Genomic DNA, 18,755 nt, shown 5'->3' with positions numbered 1-18,755 from the left:
GAGATTGTAGATGACAAAACGAGTGATCATAGCCACTAAAAATAGGGGAAAAGCAAAAGAATTTCAACATATGTTTGCTCCATATGGATATGAGGTACAAACATTACTAGACCTTCCTCACATTGACGATGTTGAAGAAACCGGTGAAACGTTTGAGGAAAATGCCATTCTGAAAGCTGAAACGGTTGCGGAAATTTTAGGTGAACTGGTGGTCGCAGATGATTCCGGATTGGCCATCGATGCGTTGGAAGGTCGTCCGGGAGTGTATTCTGCACGCTATGCCGGTGAAGAAAAGAGTGACGAGGCGAACATGGAGAAGGTGTTAAGCGAACTGGAATCTGTTGAAGAATCCGACCGTACCGCACGCTTTCACTGTGTTTTAGCGATTGCCGGACCTAATAGAGAAACTAAAACCGTTACAGGAACATGCGAAGGCATGATTTTACAAGAAAAAAGAGGAACGAATGGGTTCGGGTACGATCCGATTTTCTTCGTCCCTACTCTTGGAAAATCCATGGCTGAGATAACTCAAGAAGAGAAAAGTCAAATCAGCCATCGTGGAAATGCATTAAAAAAACTTAAAAACATGATCTCAGACTTTATTTAAAGGGTGAGCGGAATGAAACTATTGGTTGTAAGTGATAGTCACGGTTCAAAAGAAGAGCTGTTGGAGCTATCGGAGAAATATCATTCTACCGTAGATGCCATGGTACACTGCGGGGATTCTGAATTAAGTGCGGATGACCCGGCATTATCCCCCTACCTTGTAGTGAGGGGAAACTGTGATATGGATGCCAGGCTACCCGACGACCTTATTGAAAAGGTACAGGGCAGTTCAATCATGGCGACACACGGTCATCTGTATGGAATTAAAATGTCACTCATGAAGCTGCGTTATAAAGCAGAAGAAGTAGGAGCACAATTTGTTTTCTTTGGCCATTCACACACACTAGGTGCAGAATTGAATAATGGCACTTTGTTCTTGAATCCGGGAAGTATTGTTTTGCCAAGGGGCAGGAGAGAACGCACCTACGCATTGGTAGAAGCAAACGAGCAGCAAATAAAGGTAACATTCTTAACGCATGATCATGTGGCTCTGGACGAATTGACTCAATCCTTTCAATTGTAAAATCATTGCGAGAACCTGCCACGGCGGGTTCTCTTCCAATAGTACAGATAGAAAAAACGGTCCCGGAAAAATAAATAAAACTTTTTTTGAAAATCTGTTGACTTATTGATGCTATGTGAATATAATAAATATTGTCCTTGAAAAACAAATCACGTCCCAGTAGCTCAGCAGGATAGAGCAACGGCCTTCTAAGCCGTCGGTCGGGAGTTCGAATCTCTCCTGGGACGCCATAAATCCTACATACACAAAGCTTACCTGAAAAGGGTAGGCTTTTTTTGTTATCCAAAAGATATCATGCTAAACTAATACAAACTAAAAAATATAGGCAGGTACGTTTTATGACTAAGGGAAACCATGAAGGAAAAGGTAAAATCGTCCAGTTTCCAGGATTGAAGGACCGGCTGCTGGAAAAGGGTGTGCAGGCACTTGAGAAAGGAGAGGTCCATGAATCCTCTCAGTTGCTCACGCAAGCCTATGAATTAGAACCAGATAATCCTGATATTAATACTGCACTCGTGCTATCTCTTTATGAAAGCAAGCAGTACGACAAAGCCAGATACATATGTAAAGAGATGCTTCATGAAGGGATCGGGGACTACTTCGAAGTGGTAGATATGTATTTGATGATTCTCATCCAGCTTCATCAGCACAGGGAAGTGGTCGACACGATCAATGCCCTGTTTGATGAAAAAGAAGTGCCCTTTGAAAAAGAAGAGCATTTCAGGAAACTACTCCAATTCAGTGAAAAAGTAGTTAACGGAAAAGCGCCAATTCCTGAAGAAGAAGCATCAGAAGAGGATCAATCGTCTATCCTATCCGGGAAGAGCCTGGAGGTACAGACGTTGATCGTGGCACAGCTGGTTCATCGAAACATTCACCCGTTCGTAGGGGAGTTGCTAGCAGTTTTAAAGGATTCAGCCGCCCACCCATTTCTGCAAACGATGATCTTAAATGTTTTAAGGGAGCATGGAATGGATAAAGAAGTAGATGTAGCGAAGTTTGGGATGAAGGAGCAGGTGTCTCCTGCCGCTTTGGAAGATGTGTTCGCGTCTGATTTCTTTAAGATGATCACAGATTCTTTAGACGATCTTCTGGCACAAACGAATCCTACGCTATTTCAGCACGCTCAAGAATTACTGAAAAGGCATACCTTTCTTCTCTACCCTTTTACAATTGAGGAGGAACCGAAAGCAATCGCTTCGGTGTATGCTTACTACACAGCAGGGATGTTTGCCGATGCAATCCTGGAAGAAGAGTTAAAAAACCAGGTTGAAAGCATACAGTCTCAGTGGATTCTAACAAGACTTAAGGAGCTAGAGGAAATTTCCTCTCCTAATATTTAAATGCTCTCTGTTGAAAGACAGTGGCTGTATGTTATAATGTAATGGTTGTAATGTAAAAGTTTTTCATATATTTACGATGATAGTGCTAGATTCATACGGGACTATCTACTACTATGCGTAAAAATACAAGATCAATTATAGATTGTTGGAGGGAACAGTATGTCTGCAAAATGGGAAAAGCAAGAAGGAAACCAAGGAGTACTTACAATTGAAGTTGAAGCTGCAAAAGTAAACGAAGGTTTGGACGCAGCATTCAAAAAAGTTGTAAAACAAGTTAACGTACCAGGATTCCGTAAAGGGAAAATGCCTCGCGGAATGTTTGAAAAACGTTTTGGTGTGGAATCACTTTACCAAGATGCATTAGATTTCATCTTACCTGAAGCGTATGCGAAAGCAATCGAAGAAACTGGAATCGACCCAATCGACCGTCCGGAAATCGATGTTGAGCAAATGGAAAAAGGCAAAGAGCTTATCTTCACTGCTAAAGTACAAGTGAAACCAGAAGTGAAGCTTGGAGAATACAAAGGTCTTGAAGTAGAAAAAATGGAAACAGAAGTAACAGCTGAAGATGTTGAAGCTGAACTTACTTCACTTCAAGAAAAACAAGCTGAGCTAGCTGTAAAAGAAGAAGGCAAAGCTGAAGAAGGCGACACTGTCACAATGGATTTCGAAGGATTCGTTGACGGTGAAGCATTTGAAGGCGGCCAAGCTGAGAACTATTCTCTTGAATTAGGTTCAGGTCAATTCATCCCAGGTTTCGAAGAGCAATTAATCGGGGTTGCATCTGGAGAAGAGAAAGAAGTAGAAGTTAACTTCCCTGAAGAATACCATGCAGCTGAACTTGCTGGTAAGCCTGCTACATTCAAAGTGAAAGTTCACGAAATCAAAGCGAAAGAACTTCCGGCATTAGATGACGAGTTCGCTAAAGACGCTGACGAAGAAGTTGAAACGCTTGCTGAACTTAAAGAAAAAATCGAAAAACGTCTTCAAGAGTCTAAAAAGAACGAAGCTGAAACAGCCGTTCGTGAAACTCTTGTAAATAAAGCTTCTGACAACGCTGAAGTTGAAATTCCAGAAGTAATGGTGAAGGCTGAAGTAGACCGCATGATGCAGGAATTCGAACAACGTCTACAGATGCAAGGTATGAACCTTGACCTATACTTCCAATTCTCTGGTCAAACAGAAGAAGATCTTCGCGGTCAAATGACAGAAGACGCTGGTAAACGCGTTCGCACAAACCTAACACTTGAAGCAATCGCTGCAGCTGAAAATCTTGAAGTAACTGACGAAGAAGCAGAAGAAGAAGTTAACAAAATGGCAGAACAATACAACATGTCTGCTGACAACATCAAACAAGCTCTAGGCGGCCTTGACACACTTAAAGCTGACCTTAAAGTACGTAAAGCAGTAGAATTCCTTGTTGAAAATAGCAAAACTGTAGCATAATAAAAATAGCAAACAAGGCGCGATTTCTTCGTGCCTTGTTTTGTACAATGAACGGTCATATTACACCGTATTTTGGCTCATTCGTGTGAAAACGAACGTTTCACACGCTTTTCAAGCTTTGCTGAAAAGTTGCCACAGAAACAAAAAACGAATGAGCAAACGAGTTTGCTCCAGGCGTTTTTTGTTTCTGTGGCAAAATGAGCCAAAATACTATACTCTATCTAATAAGAAACTTTATCCATCGAACAAGAATAAGAACCACTATTTTTGGAAAAAGCTTATTTAACGGGGTTGCATTATTTTTCACCAGGAACATACATAATTAGATTTCTTACATTACCTGACTTCAATTGGACAAGATACTAACTAGAATGTAAAATATTTGCTAAAATGCGTGTTACATAATAAGATGATTCTTAAGAATCGTATCAATTTCTTTACGAACATATAATATGATAAAATGCAGTACATAACTTTAGGTAATGGGATGTAAGAAATCGTTCGTTTATTGAAAACAGAGCACGATTTTATGAAGTTTTAACTAAGGGGTGAAAATCATTGTTTAAATTTAATGATGAAAAAGGACAACTAAAATGTTCTTTTTGCGGAAAAACACAAGACCAAGTTCGTAAACTAGTCGCTGGACCAGGTGTGTATATCTGTGATGAATGTATCGAACTTTGCACAGAAATCGTAGAAGAAGAGCTTGGAACGGAAGAAGAAGTAGAATTTAAAGACGTTCCGAAACCTCGTGAAATCCGGGAAATTCTGGACGAATACGTAATCGGTCAGGATCAGGCAAAGAAATCTCTGGCTGTAGCCGTATACAACCACTACAAACGTATCAACTCAAGCAGTAAAGTCGATGACGTTGAACTGTCCAAGAGTAATATTGCAATGATCGGGCCGACAGGTAGCGGTAAAACGTTACTGGCTCAAACACTTGCTCGTATTCTTAACGTTCCTTTCGCCATTGCTGACGCCACTTCACTGACTGAAGCTGGTTACGTAGGAGAAGACGTAGAGAATATTCTATTGAAATTAATCCAGGCAGCTGATTACGATGTAGAAAAAGCTGAAAAAGGCATCATCTACATCGATGAAATCGATAAAGTAGCACGTAAATCTGAAAATCCATCCATTACTAGAGACGTTTCAGGTGAAGGTGTTCAGCAGGCACTTCTGAAAATTCTTGAAGGTACGGTAGCAAGCGTTCCTCCACAAGGTGGTCGTAAGCACCCTCATCAGGAATTCATCCAAATCGATACGTCCAATGTCCTGTTCATTTGTGGTGGAGCATTTGATGGAATCGAACAAATCATTAAACGCCGTTTAGGTCAAAAGGTGATTGGCTTCGGTTCTGATCCTAAAAACGCTGAAGTAAAAGAAGATAAATCCCTTCTTTCTAAAGTTGTTCCTGAAGATCTATTGAAGTTTGGATTAATTCCAGAATTCATCGGTCGTTTACCTGTGATTTCAAGCCTTGAGCCTCTTGATGAAGAAGCGCTTGTTGAAATCCTGACAAAGCCAAAAAATGCGTTGGTAAAACAATATCAAAAAATGCTTGAATTAGATGATGTAGAGCTTGAGTTCACTGAAGATGCTCTGCTTGAAATCTCTAAAAAAGCAATCGAGCGTAAAACGGGCGCCCGCGGACTACGTTCAATCATCGAAACCATGATGCTGGATGTAATGTTCGATCTTCCTTCCCGTGATGATATTAAAAAATGTATCATTACAAAAGAAACAATCCTTGAAGATGCGGCTCCACATCTAATGCTCGAAGATGGAACCATGATCGATCCGAACGAAGAAAAAACATCAGCCTAACAGCTTAAAGTAAAGCCAAGAATGAGTTATCATTCTTGGCTTTTTTGATTCGTGAACAGATGTACAGGAGACCCTCTGTCATTAGGCAGTCGGAATAGAAGCACAGAGTGGATTGTAGCGGAAGGCACTTGACTCCTGCGGGAAATAGAGGCTCGACTTCCTCCCCGGGGAATCTTGTGCCTGGAGCGGAAAGGAACGGACTTTGTTTTCATACTATCTCTTATTTACCATCAGTAGTCGTTCCATATTTATTAATTTTACTCATTTTTGAACCAGAATTTTTTTGTTTATTCCCACAGGGTCAAGGAGATACTAACCGATAACAACTTGTATCTACTTGGAGGGAGACGAATGAGCTTTACTAGCATCGCTTTGTTTATCCAATTATTCTTCGGAATCATCATTGGATTGTATTTCTGGAACCTATTGAAAAATCAGCGAACGCAAAAAGTTTCCATTGATCGTGAGTCAAAAAAGGAAATGGAAGAGCTACGAAAGATGAGATCCATTTCACTAACTGAACCTCTTGCAGAAAAAGTAAGACCATCAAGCTTTGAAGATATTGTTGGCCAGGAAGATGGAATTAAAGCCTTAAAAGCGGCATTATGCAGTCCGAACCCTCAGCATGTGATCATCTATGGTCCGCCTGGAGTCGGGAAAACCGCAGCTGCCCGGCTGGTCCTGGAAGAAGCCAAGAAAAATATTAAATCTCCTTTTAAACCTGCAGCTGTTTTTGTTGAACTGGATGCCACAACCGCACGTTTCGATGAACGGGGAATTGCCGATCCATTGATTGGGTCTGTCCATGATCCAATCTATCAAGGAGCGGGTGCCATGGGACAAGCGGGGATTCCCCAGCCGAAGCAAGGGGCTGTAACGAATGCCCATGGAGGAGTATTGTTCATTGATGAAATAGGAGAATTGCATCCTATCCAAATGAATAAATTATTAAAAGTTCTGGAAGATCGCAGAGTGTTTCTTGAAAGTGCCTACTATAATGAAGAGAATCATCAAATCCCTACCCACATACATGATATTTTCAAAAATGGCCTTCCGGCAGATTTTCGTTTAATCGGTGCGACCACCCGTACCCCAAGTGAAATTCCGCCTGCCATTCGCTCGAGATGTATGGAAGTTTTCTTTAGGGAGCTTGAGCATGATGAAGTGAAAAAAGTAGCTGCCAGAGCCGTTGGAAAAGTAGAGATGTCGATTAGTGACAAGGGCCTTGAAACCCTTGCCTCCTATGCCCGTAATGGGCGTGAAGCGGTTAATATGGTCCAGATTGCAGCTGGAGTGGCCATTACCGAAAACAGAAAAGAAATCTTTGATCATGAACTCGAGTGGATCATCCAATCCAGTCAGCTCTCTCCCCGCTATCAGAAAAAAATCAATGAACAAGCAACGATCGGTCTAGTAAATGGATTAGCCGTAACAGGCCCTAATACGGGTTCATTACTAGAGATTGAAGTAACGGTTATCCCGGCAACGGATAAAGGACTGATCAATGTGACGGGAATTGTGGAAGAAGAAAGCATTGGGGACCGTAGTAAATCAGTCCGTAGAAAAAGCATGGCGAAAGGCTCAATCGAAAATGTGATTACCGTGCTCCGTTCCATGGGAGTACCTGCTGATCAATATGATATTCATGTAAACTTTCCTGGTGGAGTCCCTGTAGACGGACCTTCTGCCGGAATCGCCATGGCACTTGGTATCTACTCTGCCATTTACCGTATCCCGGTGAAACATACCATTGCTGTTACCGGTGAGATCAGTATCCACGGTCTTGTGAAACCAGTCGGGGGCGTGACCGCGAAAGTGAAGGGCGCAAAATTGGCAGGTGCCACCATAGCGATCATTCCTTATGATAACCAGCAAGCAATGTTAAGTGAAATTGAGGGGATTGAAGTGATCCCGGTGAAACAGCTTAAAGAAGTATTGGATCTTGCTCTTATGAAGGAAACACCACAGCAAACTGATCTAATAACAGAACAAAATAAGAAGAGTGTATAGACTGTTGACCGATTCGGGTCTATCCGAATCGGTTTGTTTTTGAATGGAAGAGAAACTGGAATAAGCGATAAACGATTCGAATAAAGTTGTAAATACCTATTTAATAGACACTACCTAGTAAATAAGTTAGAATTGTACAAAGACTTAGAGCAAAATTCGGAGGTGTTATATGTGGCAAATCAAAATAATTTAACGGTTCCCCTCCTTCCATTAAGAGGCTTACTTGTGTATCCAACAATGGTCTTGCATTTAGATGTTGGACGTGAGCGCTCCGTACAAGCTTTAGAAAAAGCAATGATGGATGATCATTTAATTTTCTTAACCACTCAAAGAGATATGAATATAGATGAGCCAACACAAGAAGATTTTTACGAAATGGGAACTCTAACAAAGGTAAAGCAGATGCTTAAATTACCCAATGGAACGATCAGAGTTCTGGTTGAAGGTTTAAACAGGGCGTCTATTGAAACATTTACCGAGCAAAAAGACTTTTATGAAGTGGAAGTTAAGGAATTCAATGATTCCGATGTGAAAGAATCAGAAACAGACGCTTTAATGAGGACGTTATTGAATTATTTCGAACAATACATAAAGCTATCAAAAAAAGTTTCAGCCGAAACGTATTCCACTGTGTCAGATATTGAAGAGCCGGGAAGACTTGCGGATATCGTAGCCTCCCATCTTCCTTTGAAGATGAAAGAAAAGCAAAACGTTCTTGAAACACTGGATATTAAGAAGCGGCTTCAAATGGTGATCGAGACCATTAACAATGAAAAAGAAGTGCTTAGCCTTGAAAAGAAAATCGGGCAGCGTGTGAAGCGTTCCATGGAAAGAACCCAGAAAGAATACTACTTACGGGAACAAATGAAAGCCATTCAAAAAGAATTAGGCGACAAAGAAGGAAAAACCGGTGAAATTGAAGATTTGACATCTAAGATTGAACAAGCGGATATGCCGGAGGATGTTGAAAGAACTGTATTGAAAGAGTTGGCCCGCTACGAGAAAGTGCCATCAAGCTCTGCTGAAAGCTCCGTTATACGTAATTATATCGAATGGCTTGTATCCCTTCCTTGGTCGACTGAAACGGAAGATCAATTAGATATAAATCGCTCTGAACAGATCTTAAACCGCGATCATTACGGGCTTGAGAAGGTAAAAGAGAGAGTACTTGAATACCTGGCTGTTCAACAGTTAACACGATCTCTGAAAGGACCTATTCTATGTCTTGCCGGACCTCCGGGTGTCGGGAAAACGAGCTTAGCCCGCTCGGTGGCTGAATCACTGGGTCGAAACTTTGTCCGGATTTCTCTTGGAGGCGTCAGGGATGAGTCAGAGATCAGAGGTCACAGGCGTACGTATGTGGGTGCGATGCCAGGGAGAATCATTAGGGGCATGAAAAAAGCAGGTACCATCAACCCTGTCTTCCTCCTTGATGAAATTGACAAAATGTCAAGTGACTTCAGAGGTGATCCTTCTTCAGCGATGCTTGAAGTACTTGATCCAGAACAGAATTCGAACTTCAGTGATCACTATATTGAAGAAACGTATGATTTATCCAAGGTCATGTTCATCGCAACGGCGAATGATTTATCGACCATTCCCGGTCCACTCCGAGACAGAATGGAAATCATTACGATTGCAGGTTATACAGAGCTTGAAAAATTAAATATCGCGAAGCATCATTTATTAGAAAAGCAGATCAAAGATCATGGCTTAAACAAATCGAAGCTTCAAGTCAGGGATGAAGCGATTGTCGATATTGTTCGCTATTACACAAGAGAAGCCGGGGTAAGGAGTTTAGAACGCCACCTTGCAGCCCTTTGTAGAAAAACGGCGAAGATCATTGTCTCCGGTGAGAAGAAGCGAGTCGTGATTACGTCCAGTAATATTGAAGAGTTCCTGGGGAAGAAGAAGTTCCGTTATGGTCAAGCAGAAGTAGAAAACCAAATCGGGGTTTCAACAGGTCTTGCTTACACGACCGTTGGCGGGGATACTTTACAGATCGAGGTATCCTTAGCACCTGGTAAAGGAAAGCTTGTGTTGACAGGTAAATTGGGAGACGTCATGAAGGAATCCGCTCAGACGGCATTTAGTTATGTTCGTTCGAAAGCGAAAGATCTTGGGATCGACGAGTCATTCCACGAAAAACATGATATTCACATCCACGTTCCCGAAGGAGCAGTCCCAAAAGACGGTCCTTCAGCAGGGATCACCATTACGACAGCACTTGTATCAGCACTGACAGGTAAATACGTCAATCGTGAAGTAGGAATGACAGGTGAAATGACTCTGAGAGGAAGAGTTCTTCCAATCGGAGGAGTGAAAGAAAAAACATTAAGCGCTCATCGTGCCGGAATTAAAACGATTATCCTGCCTAAAGATAATGAAAAGGATATCGATGACATTCCTGAAAGTGTGAGGGAAGAATTAACGTTCATCCTCGTATCCCATATTGATGAAGTCTTAGAGAAAGCATTAGTAGGTGAAAAGAAGTGAAAGTAAATCAAGTTGAGCTAGTCATCAGTGCAGTCAGGCCTGAACAATATCCTGGCGATTTCCTTCCAGAGTTTGCCTTAGCGGGACGCTCCAACGTAGGGAAATCCTCATTCATCAATAAAATGATCGGTCGAAAGAGCATGGCAAGGATTTCATCCAAGCCGGGTAAAACCCAGACGCTGAACTTCTATAAAATAGAAGAAACCCTCTATTATGTGGATGTACCTGGATATGGTTTTGCCAAAGTATCCAAAACAGAACGGGAAGCATGGGGGAAAATGATTGAAACATACATCACTTCCCGTGAGCAGCTAAGGGCGGTTGTCCTGATCGTGGACCTGCGCCATGCCCCAACCAATGATGATGTGATGATGTATGATTTCCTCAAGCATCATGAGCTTCCATGCATCGTCATCGCCACGAAAGCCGACAAAATCCCCAAAGGCAAATGGCAGAAACACTTGAAAGTAACAAGAGAAACCCTAAATATGGACAAAGAAGACGATCTCATCATGTTCTCTTCCGAAACAGGCCTTGGAAAAGACAAAGCCTGGGACGCCATCAAGTCGTATTATAAATAAGCCTTAAAAAGAACTGGTTTCCGCATAAGCGGAGATCAGTTCTTTTTTAATACTAGCGCTTTTTGTAAACCTAATTGCTTTCTGAAGGGGAAGTAGTGGTTGATTGCCGCTCCAATCAACTCTATGCAGGGGTTTCTTGAAAAAGACAAATATAAATACCTACACATGTTAACAACACATGCATTTTTCAAAATGCTGAGCGGTCTATATTAGCTCCTATTGTAGAGATCCTGTTTTTCCAATTTCTATTATCACTACTGTGCTCTGTCACGTAAATCTTGTTTTAGATGGTGAGGGGAACTGCGTAGACTCCTGCGGAAGTACGGTCGTGCCGAGACCCCGTTCGGCTAAGCTGAGGAGGCTCGGCCGAACGTCCGCGGAAAGCGGAGCGGTTCCCCTCACCATCCAGCACTCGCTTATTGGCAGAGCTTTTGCAGATCTAATGTTATAACTAACTACTTGAGTAACAGGTTTTTCATTACTAAATCATGACAACACCAATCTAGCTTAAAAGTAGTAGAAAAGAGGGTCTACAGAAGTCCGTATAAGGTTGATTGGCCTATAACACCGAAGCATATGAAAGGAAATAAAAGGATGGAGACGTATATGTATCTGTAACAGAGCTGAATCCGTTTCATCCACTAAAATGGAAAATTATAAGCTGTGGAAGCTATATTTGAATTTTGAGAATTTTCTCTTTTGTTGATAAAATTATGAAAGATTAAAAATATTACAAAGCTACATAAGGGGGACTCTAGCCAGTGAAGAATTGGAAAAGCCTAATCTTGTTATTCATTTCTGTGCTTCTTCTATCAGCCTGCGGCGACAAAGCCACAACGGAAAATGGTGCGAAGTTAGTAGAGGAAGGCAAATTCATTTATGCAGCTTCAGGTGAATTCAAGCCATTCAGTGTAACAAATAATGATGGAACCATGTCAGGTTTCGATATTGAAGTGGCAGAAGCCGTTGCGAAAGAAATGGGTCTTGAACCTGAACAGAAGAAATTTAAGTTTGCAGGAATTGTAGAAGGAGTGAAATCGGGTCGTTTTGATGCAGCGGTTGCCAGCCATACGATCACGGATGAACGCTTGAAGGAAGTAGACTTCTCAACTCCTTATTATTATTCCGGCCCGCAGATTTTCGTTCGTCCGGACAGTTCTGTAGAAACGCTGGATGACCTGGAAGGAATGGAGATTGCCGTTTCCAAGGGATCTACTTATGCTGAGACTGCCCAGGGAGTAACGGATAATATTCAACAATATGATAGTGACGTAGTCGCATTAGAAGCATTAAATAAGGGCAAGCATGATGCCGTTATTACCGACTTCATTACCGGAAAAGAAGCGATCGCTGCTGATTTAAATATCGAAGCGCGTGAGCTGATCGGCCGCAGTGAACAAGCCATCGCTGTAAGCAAAGAAAATGAAGCGTTACTCGATGAAGTCAATAAAGCATTAGAAGCATTAAGAGAAGACGGAACGCTCAAGAAAATCAGTGAAAAGTATTTCAATACAGATATCACATCAGATCCCGAAGAAGAGTAAAGGCAGCATGACACAGAGCGAATGTGCTTCTATGCGCATTCGCTTTTTGTCCGTTATTTACACGGATTGAATAGACTGGAGGGAAGTTCATGCACTTTTTTGAAACGTTAACAAGTACATATGATGTTTTTCTTAAAGGGATGTTATTGACATTCCAATTAACCTTTGTATCTGTTCTGATTGCGATTGTGATTGGTTTGTTTTTCGCTTTTCTTAAGATTTCCGGAATCAAGCCATTGGAACTTTTAGCGGATTTATATATTTTCGTAGTACGTGGAACACCATTGATTGTTCAAATCTTTATTTTCTACTTTGGATTAACCTCATTAAACATCTCAGGCTTCTGGTCTGTCGTAATGGGACTTGCCTTCCATAATGGTGCCTATATCGCCGAGATTTTCCGTGGAGCCATTCAATCCATTGATAAAGGACAAATGGAAGCGGGACGGTCCCTCGGGATGTCTCTCGGGTTGTCCATGAGAAGAATCATTCTTCCACAGGCATTCAGACGGGCCCTGCCGCCACTGGGCAATCAGTTCATCATTGCATTAAAGGATTCATCTCTTGCATCATTCATCGGGATGTTCGAATTGTTTAGTGTAGCAACGACGCTTGGTTCCAACAACTTCGATTACATGACCTACCTGCTCGTTGTAGCGATCTATTATCTAGTACTGGTACTGGTATTCTCAACGATTGTCAATATCATAGAAAAACGGATGTCAGTTAGTGATTAATAAAGATGCGGGAGGGATGAGTGTGAGTCAGGAAATGATTAAAGTGGAGAAATTAAATAAATCCTTTGGTGATTTACATGTATTGAAGGACATTGATATCAGCGTAAAAGAAAGTGATGTGGTTTGCCTCATTGGAGCCAGTGGATCAGGGAAGAGTACATTGCTCCGCTGCCTAAACTTCCTTGAATTGAAAGACAATGGAAAGGTTGTCATCGAAGGCGATGAAGTCAACCAGGATACACATGATTTAAATAAAATCCGTCAAAAAGTAGGGATGGTATTTCAACATTTCTATCTTTTTCCTCACAAAACGGTACTGGAAAATGTGATGGAGGCACCTGTTTACGTAAAAGGTGTGCAGAAGGCCGAAGCAAAAAAGGATGCGAAAGAATTATTAAAAAAGGTTGGACTTGGGGATAAGGAAAATGTCTATCCATCCAAGCTTTCCGGTGGACAGAAACAGCGTGTGGCCATTGCAAGGGCACTTGCCATGAAGCCTGAAATCATGCTCTTCGATGAACCTACCTCAGCACTTGACCCTGAATTGGTCGGAGAGGTCCTGGCAACCATGAAGGAGCTTGCTTTAGAAGGGATGACGATGGTCGTCGTGACCCATGAAATGGGGTTTGCCCGTGAGGTAGCCGATTGGGTCGTGTATATGCACGATGGCAGGATCGTTGAAGTGGGTCCTCCCCAAGAATTGTTCAATGCTCCAAAAGAGCAGAGGACAAGAGAATTTCTGGATTCAGTTTTATAATAGAATGTACAAAAAGCCCGGAGTGATTTCCGGGCTATTATTATGGATTATTTTTTCTTTATAAACAATAAATAAACGCCGATTCCAATAATGATAATTGGCCAGAATTCCCATGCAGTCTCCACATTACCTCCAATGAAGCCAAACCATCCCGCCACTTTGTCATAGAATAAGAGAATGATAGAAAGGGTTAAAAAAAGCACCCCTTGAAATAGCCCTGCTCTCGTTTTCTGATACCTGAGGAGAAAACCCAATGCAATGATCAAAATGAATGTCCCCATGTGATCCGGCCAGATTTCGAGTTTATTGACAACATGGAAATGGAGACCGAATCCAACGAGGATCGTACCCGGTAAGATCGCTTCATGATCTCTTCCGCCATATCCCTGTCCGAGAAAAGCAAGTCCAACAATCATCAGTAAAGTAGGCCACGTAAAGAACTCCTGAAACAGCACTATGTTCGCTTGCTGTAAGTAAAAGTATGCCCCAAAGCCGATTAAGATCATTCCTGGGAAAATTCTTTGTTGTTGTTTCATACTCTTCCTCCCATATCTTTTTATACTAAATGTTTTAAATACTGTTTTTTTAGGGAAAATAATACATACTAATAAAAATAAGCCCGGATGTCCAGGGGAAAAGCCTTTCCATTACTTGATTCTTTAGGCTTGTTTTGGTACCCTACATTAGTAAGGAATGTCGAAATATAAAAGATTTTTTTAGAATTGAAAATGCTTTCATATTGATTGTTTGTTAATCTTAAATGTATATGAAAAAATGAATGTTTAGCAAGTCCCGGAAGAAGCATGCCCTTCGTACCTTATAAATGTACCATACTTAGGTTTCAATTTCTGTTCACATTTAGGGGTCAGGAGCTTTTTCGGACATGTTATAATAAGAGTAATGATTTTAGTTGGGGGTGTAGTGCATAGCATGTATACAATAGTCGTTGGTTTGAATTACAAAACGGCCCCTGTTGAGATTCGTGAGCGTTTATCATTCAATGAAACTGATCTTCCTTTCGCTATGAAGGCTTTAAAGGAAAAGAAGAGCATTCTTGAAAATGTGATTGTGTCTACATGCAATAGAACGGAAGTCTATGCAGTAGTGGATCAGCTTCATACAGGTCGTTATTATATTAAAGATTTCTTATCTCAATGGTTTGATATAGATAAAGAGGAGTTCACGCCTTATCTGTTCATTTATGAACAAGAAGGAGCAGTCGAACACCTTTTTAAGGTTGCGTGCGGATTGAATTCAATGGTGTTGGGGGAAACCCAGATCCTCGGACAGATTCGTTCCAGTTTCCTGAATGCACAGGAGTCAGGTGCGACTGGTACAGTATTTAATCATCTGTTCAAGCAGGCAGTGACGGTAGCCAAAAAGGGTCACTCTGAAACAGATATTGGTTCCAATGCTGTGTCTGTCAGCTATGCAGCCGTTGAATTAGCTAAAAAAGTATTCGGCAGCCTGGAGAAAAAGCATGTTCTTATTCTTGGTGCAGGTAAAATGGGAGAACTTGCGATCCAAAACCTTCATGGGAGCGGAGCCACTAAAGTGACGGTCATCAATCGTACGTTTGAAAAGGCTCAAACCTTGGCGGACCGTTTCAGTGGTAATGCCAAAACATTGAAGGAGCTTCAATGTGCCCTTGTAGAGGCGGATATTATGATCAGTTCTACTGGTGCAAAGGATTTTGTCATCACAAAAGAGATGATGTCGCATGTGGAAAGAATGAGAAAGGGACGTCCTCTTTTCATGGTGGACATTGCGGTACCTCGTGACCTGGATCCATCCATTGGAGAATTAGAAAGTATCTTCCTTTATGATATCGACGATTTAGAAGGCATCGTTCAGGCGAACCTGGCTGAGCGAAAGAAAGCCGCTGAGGAAATCGAAATCATGATTGAAGCTGAAATTGTAGCTTTTAAAGAGTGGTTGAGTATGCTTGGAGTTGTTCCGGTTATTTCAGCACTGCGACAAAAAGCACTTTCCATTCAAGCTGAAACGATGGAGAGCATTGAACGGAAAATGCCCGACTTAACTGATCGTGAGCGAAAAGTGTTAAATAAGCATACGAAAAGTATTATCAATCAGTTGTTGAAGGACCCAATCCTTCAAGCGAAGGAATTCGCAGGACTTCCTGATGCGGATGATAAACTGGACTTATTCATCAATATCTTTAATATTGAACAACAAGTGCAAGAGCAGAAACAAGTGAAAGCAGCCAATGAAAAGACTGAGAGCGATCTTAAGCTTGTACCACAACCTTCTTTTCAAGCATAAGTGAGGTTATTGTCTATGTTTGAACAAACGATGACTAGGCTGCATGAACTTATGATTGTTCTGTATGCTATTAGTATTCTCTTTTACTTTATAGATTTCTTAAACAAAAACCGGAAGGCGAATCTGCTTGCCTTCTGGTTACTTGCGATTGTTTGGATCCTTCAAACAATCTTTTTATTTCTATACATGATGAATACAGGCAGGTTTCCGGTCCTCACCATCTTTGAGGGACTTTATTTTTATGCCTGGGTCCTCATCACCCTGTCACTTGTCATCAATCGATTATTAAGAGTGGATTTTACGGTGTTCTTCACAAATGTACTGGGATTCATCATCATGGCAATCCATACGTTTGCACCGGTACAGGTTGAGTCACGGGCGATGGCAGAACAACTCGTATCTGAATTATTGTTGATTCATATTACGATGGCCATCCTTTCGTATGGGGCATTTTCACTATCCTTTGTGTTTTCCTTGCTTTACCTCCTGCAATTTAAACTTTTGAAGGAGAAAAAATGGGGACAAAGGTTATGGCGGATCAGCGATTTGACCAAACTTGAAAAAATTTCATATATATCGAACTCCATTGGGGTAGCCATGCTTCTATTGAGCTTAATTCTTGGGCTGCAATGGGCATACATCAAACTACCGGAATTTCTATGGTATGATCCGAAAATAGTAGGCTCATTCATTCTATTAATTTTATATAGTAGTTATTTATATCTTCGCATTAAAAAGAATGTATTTGGTAAATCTTTAGCTTTTCTTAATGTTGCAGCCTTTTTGATCATTTTAATTAACTTTTTCTTGGGCAGTAGGTTGTCTTCATTTCATTTCTGGTATTCATAAGTTTTCAGGAGGTCATTATGAGAAAAATCATTGTTGGATCGAGACGAAGTAAATTAGCACTGACACAAACAAATTGGGTGATCAATCAGTTGAAAGAACTGGATCCCTCTTACGAATTCGAAGTGAAGGAAATCGTTACAAAAGGGGACCAAATACTTGATGTCACCCTGTCAAAAGTCGGTGGAAAGGGCTTGTTTGTAAAAGAAATTGAACAAGCGATGATGGATAAAGAGATCGATATGGCCGTCCACAGTATGAAAGACATGCCTGCGGTTTTACCTGAAGGACTGACCATCGGATGTATACCTGAACGTGAGGATCATCGTGATGCGTTCATCAGTAAAAATCATGTGGCGCTTAAAGACTTACCTGGTGGTGCCATCATAGGAACGAGCAGTCTGCGCAGAGGGGCACAGATTTTATCCGTTCGTCCAGATCTTGAAATCAAATGGATCCGTGGAAATATCGATACGCGCTTAACGAAGCTTAAAAATGAGGATTACGACGCGATCATCCTTGCAGCGGCAGGGTTATCACGTATGGGCTGGACATCAGATGTTGTAACGGAATTCCTTGATCCAGACCTATGCCTTCCTGCAGTGGGGCAAGGTGCGTTATCCATTGAATGCAGAGAAGATGATTCTGAGTTGCTGGAGCTTCTTCAGAAGTTTGCTTGTGTTGAGACGACTGAGACCGTTACGGCTGAAAGAGCGTTCCTTCATAAAATGGAAGGTGGATGTCAGGTGCCGATTGCGGGATTTGCTGAGCTGAAAGACAACGGGGACGTCGCTCTAACGGGGCTAGTAGCTTCACCTGATGGGAAAACGATTTATAAAGAATACATGGTGGGACAAAATCCTCAGCAAGTAGGGGAAAAAGTAGCTGAGAGCTTAACAGACCTGGGAGCTAAGGCTTTAATCGATCAGGTGAAAGAGGAGCTAGATCAATAATGGAGGGTAAAGGGCCTTTAGAAAACATAAAGGTTTTGATTACTCGCGGAAGTGAGGGATCCAGTGAAACGGCTTCCCTCATCGAAGACGTGGGAGGGGTTCCGATTGTGGTGCCGCTCCTTCATTTTCAACCTCATGAAGATGAGTGGGAAACGCATCTTTATACAACCATACATACGTACGAATGGATTATTTTCACCAGCAAAAATGGTGTAAGATTCTTTCTTCAAGCATTGAAGCGATTACAACTCGATTTATCTTCTTTTTCCGGGAAGTTTGCTGCAGTCGGAAGTAAAACGGAACACTATTGCAGGAAATATGGGATTCCTGTTTCCTTCGTGCCCGAGCATTTTACAGGGGATGACTTTGCAGACGAATTCATCTCGAAAGTGAAGCCTTCAGGAGACGTTCTGATCCCCAAAGGGAACCTGGCAAGAAACGTCATTGCTTCAGAGCTGGCCTCTGCAGGGGTGTCCTGTCAGGAATGGATCGTCTATGAAACCGTCCTTCCAGAAGGGTGTATCGCTCAGTTAAAGGACATCATTGAAGAAGAGGAACTAGATATCATTACGTTTACCAGCTCATCAACAGTTCATCATTTTATGAAGGTGGTCGATCAGTACAGCCTTCATGATAAAATCGGGGACATACCCATTGCCTGCATTGGTCCCATTACGAAAAATACGGCTGAACAGTACGGATTACATGTAAAAATCTGTCCAGGCATTTATACTGTAAATGAAATGGTAAACGAAATGAAAGAATTTATCACGAATAGACCATCAAAATAAAGCTTTATT

The 18,755-nt window shown here is 41.6% G+C and carries 16 protein-coding genes and 1 tRNA gene; 16 read left to right on the top strand and 1 reads right to left on the bottom strand.

Annotation, left to right across the window (positions count from 1 at the left end):
• Positions 1-10: 10 nt before the first annotated feature.
• The 12 genes from ACXAF2_RS05475 to ACXAF2_RS05420 all read left to right on the top strand — a co-directional run bounded on the left by ACXAF2_RS05475 (position 11) and on the right by ACXAF2_RS05420 (position 13,873).
• Complete coding sequence (locus ACXAF2_RS05475) at positions 11-607, top strand: XTP/dITP diphosphatase (RefSeq protein ID WP_475137690.1); 597 nt, start codon at positions 11-13, stop codon at positions 605-607.
• Between the two features lie 12 nt (positions 608-619).
• Positions 620-1,129, top strand: a complete 510-nt coding sequence (locus ACXAF2_RS05470; RefSeq protein WP_475137689.1) for a metallophosphoesterase — start codon at positions 620-622, stop codon at positions 1,127-1,129.
• Between the two features lie 153 nt (positions 1,130-1,282).
• Positions 1,283-1,359, top strand: a tRNA-Arg gene (locus tag ACXAF2_RS05465).
• A 108-nt stretch (positions 1,360-1,467) separates the two neighbouring features.
• A complete protein-coding gene (locus ACXAF2_RS05460) occupies positions 1,468-2,472 on the top strand; it encodes a tetratricopeptide repeat protein (RefSeq protein ID WP_475137688.1) in 1,005 nt (334 codons plus the stop codon).
• A 159-nt stretch (positions 2,473-2,631) separates the two neighbouring features.
• On the top strand, positions 2,632-3,918 hold the full coding sequence (gene tig / locus ACXAF2_RS05455) for a trigger factor (protein WP_475137687.1): 1,287 nt from the start codon (positions 2,632-2,634) through the stop codon (positions 3,916-3,918).
• Positions 3,919-4,476: 558 nt separating this feature from the next.
• Entirely contained in the window at positions 4,477-5,748 is a 1,272-nt protein-coding gene (gene clpX / locus ACXAF2_RS05450) for an ATP-dependent protease ATP-binding subunit ClpX (protein ID WP_113969530.1), read from the top strand.
• 351 nt (positions 5,749-6,099) lie between these two features.
• Positions 6,100-7,758, top strand: coding sequence for an ATP-dependent protease LonB (lonB, locus tag ACXAF2_RS05445; RefSeq protein WP_475137686.1), 1,659 nt, complete (start codon positions 6,100-6,102; stop codon positions 7,756-7,758).
• Between the two features lie 171 nt (positions 7,759-7,929).
• Positions 7,930-10,254, top strand: a complete 2,325-nt coding sequence (lon, locus tag ACXAF2_RS05440; RefSeq protein WP_475137685.1) for an endopeptidase La — start codon at positions 7,930-7,932, stop codon at positions 10,252-10,254.
• A complete protein-coding gene (gene yihA, locus ACXAF2_RS05435; RefSeq protein WP_149156265.1) occupies positions 10,251-10,835 on the top strand; it encodes a ribosome biogenesis GTP-binding protein YihA/YsxC in 585 nt (194 codons plus the stop codon). The genes lon and yihA overlap by 4 nt, the downstream gene beginning before the upstream one ends.
• 761 nt (positions 10,836-11,596) lie before the next feature.
• Positions 11,597-12,379, top strand: a complete 783-nt coding sequence (locus ACXAF2_RS05430) for a transporter substrate-binding domain-containing protein (RefSeq protein WP_475137684.1) — start codon at positions 11,597-11,599, stop codon at positions 12,377-12,379.
• Positions 12,380-12,468: 89 nt separating this feature from the next.
• Positions 12,469-13,116: an amino acid ABC transporter permease gene (locus ACXAF2_RS05425; protein ID WP_148969847.1), complete on the top strand. Its 648-nt coding sequence runs from the start codon at positions 12,469-12,471 to the stop codon at positions 13,114-13,116.
• A 34-nt stretch (positions 13,117-13,150) separates the two neighbouring features.
• On the top strand, positions 13,151-13,873 hold the full coding sequence (locus ACXAF2_RS05420) for an amino acid ABC transporter ATP-binding protein (RefSeq protein WP_475139118.1): 723 nt from the start codon (positions 13,151-13,153) through the stop codon (positions 13,871-13,873).
• Between the two features lie 47 nt (positions 13,874-13,920).
• On the opposite strand, the gene ACXAF2_RS05415 is transcribed toward ACXAF2_RS05420, so the two are convergent.
• Complete coding sequence (locus ACXAF2_RS05415) at positions 13,921-14,409, bottom strand: LiaI-LiaF-like domain-containing protein (protein ID WP_475137683.1); 489 nt, start codon at positions 14,407-14,409, stop codon at positions 13,921-13,923.
• A gap of 394 nt (positions 14,410-14,803) precedes the next feature.
• Between ACXAF2_RS05415 and hemA the strand changes: the two genes are divergently transcribed.
• The 4 genes from hemA to ACXAF2_RS05395 are packed head-to-tail and all read left to right on the top strand — an operon-like array spanning position 14,804 to position 18,746.
• A complete protein-coding gene (gene hemA, locus ACXAF2_RS05410) occupies positions 14,804-16,156 on the top strand; it encodes a glutamyl-tRNA reductase (RefSeq protein ID WP_475137682.1) in 1,353 nt (450 codons plus the stop codon).
• A gap of 15 nt (positions 16,157-16,171) precedes the next feature.
• Positions 16,172-17,005 carry a cytochrome c biogenesis protein CcsA gene (ccsA, locus tag ACXAF2_RS05405; RefSeq protein ID WP_475137681.1) on the top strand — a complete coding sequence of 278 codons (834 nt, stop codon included), beginning with the start codon at positions 16,172-16,174 and terminating at the stop codon, positions 17,003-17,005.
• Positions 17,006-17,022: 17 nt separating this feature from the next.
• Complete coding sequence (gene hemC, locus ACXAF2_RS05400; RefSeq protein ID WP_475137680.1) at positions 17,023-17,955, top strand: hydroxymethylbilane synthase; 933 nt, start codon at positions 17,023-17,025, stop codon at positions 17,953-17,955.
• Positions 17,955-18,746 (top strand): uroporphyrinogen-III synthase, encoded by a 792-nt coding sequence (locus ACXAF2_RS05395; RefSeq protein WP_475137679.1) that lies wholly within the window; start codon positions 17,955-17,957, stop codon positions 18,744-18,746. The genes hemC and ACXAF2_RS05395 overlap by 1 nt, the downstream gene beginning before the upstream one ends.
• Positions 18,747-18,755: the final 9 nt, after the last annotated feature.

The organism is Rossellomorea sp. ABR4_004 (assembly GCF_056159585.1).
Note: the sequence above shows the minus strand (reverse complement) of the source record. Positions and strands in the feature narration are given on the sequence as shown.

Excerpts from the sequence above, each read along its gene's own strand:
- ACXAF2_RS05475 (WP_475137690.1), top strand. The coding sequence starts at position 11 with ATGACAAAACGAGTGATCATAGCCACTAAAAATAGGGGAAAAGCAAAA.
- ACXAF2_RS05470 (WP_475137689.1), top strand. The coding sequence starts at position 620 with ATGAAACTATTGGTTGTAAGTGATAGTCACGGTTCAAAAGAAGAGCTG.
- ACXAF2_RS05460 (WP_475137688.1), top strand. The coding sequence starts at position 1,468 with ATGACTAAGGGAAACCATGAAGGAAAAGGTAAAATCGTCCAGTTTCCA.
- tig (WP_475137687.1), top strand. The coding sequence starts at position 2,632 with ATGTCTGCAAAATGGGAAAAGCAAGAAGGAAACCAAGGAGTACTTACA.
- lonB (WP_475137686.1), top strand. The coding sequence starts at position 6,100 with ATGAGCTTTACTAGCATCGCTTTGTTTATCCAATTATTCTTCGGAATC.
- ACXAF2_RS05425 (WP_148969847.1), top strand. The coding sequence starts at position 12,469 with ATGCACTTTTTTGAAACGTTAACAAGTACATATGATGTTTTTCTTAAA.
- ACXAF2_RS05420 (WP_475139118.1), top strand. The coding sequence starts at position 13,151 with ATGATTAAAGTGGAGAAATTAAATAAATCCTTTGGTGATTTACATGTA.
- ACXAF2_RS05415 (WP_475137683.1), bottom strand. The coding sequence starts at position 14,409 with ATGAAACAACAACAAAGAATTTTCCCAGGAATGATCTTAATCGGCTTT.
- hemA (WP_475137682.1), top strand. The coding sequence starts at position 14,804 with ATGTATACAATAGTCGTTGGTTTGAATTACAAAACGGCCCCTGTTGAG.
- ccsA (WP_475137681.1), top strand. The coding sequence starts at position 16,172 with ATGTTTGAACAAACGATGACTAGGCTGCATGAACTTATGATTGTTCTG.
- hemC (WP_475137680.1), top strand. The coding sequence starts at position 17,023 with ATGAGAAAAATCATTGTTGGATCGAGACGAAGTAAATTAGCACTGACA.
- ACXAF2_RS05395 (WP_475137679.1), top strand. The coding sequence starts at position 17,955 with ATGGAGGGTAAAGGGCCTTTAGAAAACATAAAGGTTTTGATTACTCGC.